The sequence below is a fragment of the Micromonospora sp. NPDC049089 genome (assembly GCF_040648775.1).
Lineage (GTDB): Bacteria > Actinomycetota > Actinomycetes > Mycobacteriales > Micromonosporaceae > Micromonospora.
The window spans coordinates 1-5,030 of record NZ_JBEZEH010000318.1 but is presented as its reverse complement, the minus strand read 5'-3'; the positions used below and the strand labels follow the sequence as shown (position 1 = coordinate 5,030).

At 65.1% G+C, this 5,030-nt stretch carries 4 protein-coding genes; all 4 read right to left on the bottom strand.

Going from position 1 to position 5,030, the window contains the following annotated elements; translation table 11 throughout:
• A partial coding sequence (locus AB0B48_RS31885) for a flavin reductase (protein WP_357208112.1) occupies nt 1-233 on the bottom strand: 233 nt, incomplete at its 3' end.
• The gene (locus AB0B48_RS31880; RefSeq protein ID WP_357208110.1) at nt 230-409 is read right to left on the bottom strand and encodes a hypothetical protein; all 180 of its coding nucleotides are present in this window, start codon (nt 407-409) and stop codon (nt 230-232) included. The genes AB0B48_RS31880 and AB0B48_RS31885, both read right to left, overlap by 4 nt.
• Nucleotides 410-744: 335 nt before the next feature.
• Complete coding sequence (locus tag AB0B48_RS31875) at nt 745-1,956, bottom strand: helix-turn-helix transcriptional regulator (protein WP_357208106.1); 1,212 nt, start codon at nt 1,954-1,956, stop codon at nt 745-747.
• Nucleotides 1,957-2,908: 952 nt separating this feature from the next.
• Entirely contained in the window at nt 2,909-4,465 is a 1,557-nt protein-coding gene (locus AB0B48_RS31870; protein ID WP_357208104.1) for an ATP-binding protein, read from the bottom strand.
• Nucleotides 4,466-5,030: the final 565 nt, after the last annotated feature.

Sequence of the window (5,030 nt, the reverse complement as noted above, 5' to 3'; positions counted from 1 at the left end):
CCAGCGTGCGCGCCGGGTCGGCCAGCTCGGCGGCGGCGACCCCCCGGAAGACCAGCACCCAACCGATCGGCACCATCGGAGGCCCGCACCAGCTGGGCGCCCAGGTAGAGGGCCAGGGAGATCGGGGCGTCGTCGAACTCGGCGCGTAGCTCGCGCTGCCGGGTGCGGCAGGGCCAGGGCGCATCGCAGCCGGCGCAGCTCCAGATCGGTAGCACCGGGCCGTGCGTGGTCATACGCGGCCTCCGAGCAGCGCCGCCGTCAGCGACCGCGTCTGCTGGCTCGCCGCCCAGTCCACCTGCCAGCACGGGTACGGCGTGAGCAGCGACCACCACGCCCGGCAGCCGGCGCACATCACCTTCAGCCCTCGGACGTGCACCGCGATGATCGCCTTCCGCTGCCCGCTCCTCACTGCTCACCTTCCGGTGGCCAGTGGCCACGACTGATTGGAATCCGGTGCCGGGAACGGCACGGCAGGTCGGCTCCGCAGCGGCAGATATGCCGCCAGAGCCGCCACGACCACACCGGCCGATGCCTGCGGGCGAGAGTCAGCGCGGTGGCCGAGAGGTATTCGTCATACGAGACGCGCCGCACGGACCCTCCCTCGTTCGAGCACGAGGACAGCTTCCCGCCCTCACAGCTGAGAGGGACGCGGCGACCAGGCGATACCCGCACCACCCACCGCATCCCGTGAGCACGAAGCTACGGTGGGTCGCAGAGCGGAATGGGTAAGGTTCCTACCCCTGGTTACGAGAGCAGCCCGACCTTGATCGCAAGGTCACGGGCGTCGTCACGAGTGGAACGCGGACCGTCGAGCAGGTCCAAGGTGATCTGCCGGGCGTACCCGTTGAAGCGGATCGTCTCCGGGGCCGACTCGTACGCCTGCCGGAGAGTCAGCACAGCCGTTTCCTTGTCGTCCTTGCCGTAGTGCGCCCGCGCGACCTCGATGAGATGGCGTGCCCGGCGCGGCCTTGACGGGATCGCCGCGGAATCATGACGGCGCGCCTGGCGCACCGCCTCACCGGACTTCTGCAACTCCACCGCCACGGTCACCGCATGAGCGCCCATGATGACCTGCGAGAACGACGTCTGCGGCTGATAGAAACCCGTTGGCAGGCGCTGCGCCACCTGATCCGCGCGATCCCAGTACCGCCAGGCCCTACCTTCCTCACCAGCACGGGCGGCGGTGTACGCAGCCTCGAAATTCAGTGCACCCCAGAGCGCCAACAGGTTCATGTTCCCGTCGGCCGCACGCGACTCAAGCGCCGACAGGAGATCCACTGTCACCGACATCGCGGTGTCCCAGTCACCGGCATCCCGATGCACCTGGCACAGGAACCACCCCGCGCACGCCACCGCCTCCGGGTCGCCGGACTCCTGCGCCGCCACCATCGCCCGGTCCGCGACCCGCCACAACAACTCGGCAGCGGGCTGATAGGCGAGGAACATCTGCGTCAGCCCGAACGTCTCCGCCAACAGGGCCTGAGCCTGCCGACGCTCTGCACCCTCGTAGGCCAACGCGGCACGCTGCACGTCGCGTAGCACCCCCGGCAACAACCCGCCCAGCACGGTGCGGTGGTCCGACGCCTGATGACGCGCACGCCATGCCATCGCAAGCCGGTCCCGCAGGCTCGTCAACGGCTCCGGGGAAACATCATCGGAAAGTGCGAAGCGGTTGACCGCGTCCCGGACGGACGGCAGCGCCGGATGCTCGGGCCCGTTGACCACAGCCGACCGGGCCCCCAACTCGCCAGCAAGGGCGGACACCTCGACCTTGAGGGCACGCGCGATCCGGTCCAGCATGTGAATACGCGGCGGCAGGATCCGATCGGTCTCCACCGCCTTGACCCACTCGGCACTGCGACCGACCAGCCCGCCAAGCACCGCACGGGTCTTGCCGGACCGCTCACGGTAGGCCTTCAGCCGCTGCCCGAAAGTCAGTTCCGGCAGGGAATCCATCCCGAACCTCCTCGTAGCGCGAAAGCACCAGCCGTATCCAGGGAAGACGTTGCATCAACGCTACCGAGCAGCCAAGATCCTCATAACCCCTTGTTTGCACGTTCCGGGCGCTCCGGCTGGCCTCGTCCGCACACATCTGTGACGTCGGGGTTGGCCCCGTCGCCGGCTGGCTTCGAAGCTCACTGATCGGCCCTGTTGCTGTGATAGCAACAGGCTGACTGCTTCGGTGTGAAGGATCTTCCGGGCCAAAGTGAACAGCGGCGATGTGGACGTCTCCTGCTCGGTTGGTCCACCGCCGTCCCTGGTGGTTCGGCAATGCGCTTAACGGTCATCACTCAGTTGGTCACCCAACTAGCGTTGCTGCCTGGCGCTGGGCTCAGCCCGCCGCTGCCGAGAGATTCACCGCGAAGCCCCCGAAGACGAGAGCAGCGGACAGACCAGTCAGCTTCAAAATCCCCATAGGCTTCCCCTCCGTCTGACGTGCATCTCCTTCGAGTGCAACGGCAACGATCGTGAAGAGCCAACCGGCGACCATGAACAGGAGCGACAGAACCCGCAACTGCGGGCTCAGCCCAGCACCGAATCGATCGTACGCCGCCCACGCTCGACCCTCAGGCCGCCGCCCGCCCGTCTCTTCGCCCTGAGCGGCTCCGCCCGAACGAAGGTTTTGGGATGGCGACTCCGCCATCCCAGAGCGCCAGAGCGCCCCGCCGGAGGCACCTGCCTGTGCGGCGACCAACACCACAGCATCGGATCTGCCAACCCTCATGGCGGACCGGGCCCTTTTTCGCATGCTCTTCGCGCCGCCGGCGGGGCTGCAACCGGCGGGGGTGGTGCCGGGCGCTTCCGCCAGGGCGGCGGGGTCTCGGACGGCGGCCCGATTTAGGGCCGGCCCCTGGTCGGCGGCGCGCGCAGCCTGCGAAACGGCCGCCTGAACCCGTATAGAAAGTTTTCACCGGGGAAGGTGCTGCTCGATAAACCGATTCACATCTCGCGTGTATCCCTCCCAGCCATCGAAGCGGAATGCCTCCTGGCGGGCAGCCGCATCGACGGCCAGGAGCGCTTCAGCGAGAAGCTGATCGCTGGGATCAGGGAAGATCGGCTTCCGCACTTCCTGCTCGCGCAGCAACCGCTCCGCGATGGGCTGGGTCCGAGTGCCGCGAAACCTTGCGAAGTTCGGGTAGAAGACACCACCGCGATTGCCGTTTTCGCTATTTCCCAATGCGGCGACACATGACAGGAAGTCAAACTGCGCGAGGCCGTTCAGGATTACCTCGTCGTCTCCATCAGCATCTGGGCGAAGGCATTCCAGGCGGCGTACGGTCTCGCGAGCAAGGCTCAGCAGCGATACATCCATCTCGGAGGACGCCTGACGCTGAGTTAGCAGCTTTGCCCGAGCCGCCATGGTCAGTGCGTGTCGAATCCAGCTTACGTACATCTGATGCATGTTCGGATGTCGCCGAACGGCCAATAGCCCGACATACGACCAGGCTTCCTGCCTAACCGCAAAGGACCCGATTCCCAATACCCGCTCGATGATCGCTAGCCAAAGAGAAGCTGCCGCCGGAGGCGGATGATCAACTATCTGAGGCTCGTTTTCGAATCCGAGGCCATATATTGACAGCATGGTTGCCACGGTTCGCCTAAACCATTCACTTCTTTCCAACTCTAGAAATAGAGCAGCCAAGCAGGCAAGACGGTCAAGGAGCCTGGATAGATCGCCCGAGTTCCCCGAGAGGTAGAGCGAGCGAGCTTCCGGTACGGCCCGTGTTAGTAGTCTTCGAAGGGGGATGTCATCACCGGCTCGGAGAAGCTCTATGGCCGCTTCCGTCAAGATGTCGAGTTCTAGGGTGAGGTTGAACTCTATGGCCGCGCCACGACTTACCCTCTGCCCGGCAAAACCGGCCTGCAATCCCTCCGCAAGGCTGCGATAGGTTGCGGCGTGTTCATCTTCCCATCGGCTCCGCACTTGCTCCACGCGCTGACGGACCACTAGCTCAAGGCCCTGTTGATTCAGTCTTGTGCTTTCCGTGCCGTAACGGAAGAACGCTTCCCCCTCGCGGAAAGCAACCTTGAGACCTTTGCCGGGCTGCTCATACTGTCCATCTGCACGAAAAAAGGCACAACCAGTGGGGTTAGGAGCAACGTAGATAAGGGCAACAAAGTTCCCGTCAATCTCATGCACTTGAGCCGAAATCTCTAGGCCATCCGGTAGCCACTTCATCAGCTTGGGCCGCAGCCGCGCCTCATCGAACATCTCTGCCTGGTCTGCGGTCACATCTCCGGTCGGCCTACCTAGCCCATCAACTCCGACAATGAGGAACCCACCACGAACGGACATTGCACCGACGTCCTTCGCGAATTCTACTTGATGCCGCTTTTCGGCCAAGTTGCAGCCGGACTTGTAGTCCAGGGCCGAGTATTCCGCCTCTAGCGCAAGCAATTCACGCAACTTCTCGCGATTGACTACCGCCTCGACCACAACAGGTTCCCGTGACTCGGGTTGCATTCGGGGAGCGTACCTCGCGCGAGCGCGGGTCGGAACGGGCCAGTCGCCTGGGTTCGATGGCGCAGCCGGCCAAGAGTGATCTTGTGGGGCGAAAGTTTTGCCGGGCAACGCGGGTGCGTTGAACGTCTTACGCAACAGGCACAATAGGTCCGATGTGAATGGACTGAGCGGCGACGCCGAGTGGTGGACGACCTCTGACGCTGCCGCCTAGCTAGGCATCCAGGTCTCCACTGTCACCAACTACCGGAAGCGCGGGCAGATGCCTAAGCCTGACCTGACAGTTGGGCGTACACGTGTGGCGACCGGACCGAAGTCAGCTAAAGGCAGTAGTCGCCGTAGACGGGGTGACAGCAGAGGTGACCAGGCAAGCTTCCCCAACCCGACGAGTTGGCTGGCCAACTCCACGCCGATGGGGCACACCGCCACGCAAGCGCGGCTTGCGACGGTCCGGCCCGATACACAGCGGTGGGCGGGCGCCCCCCCCCCACCCGGGGGGGCCGCCCCCGCCGCGGCGCGCGGTCAGAGGCGGGGGGCGCCCCCCGCGGGGGCGGCCGGCACCGCGGGG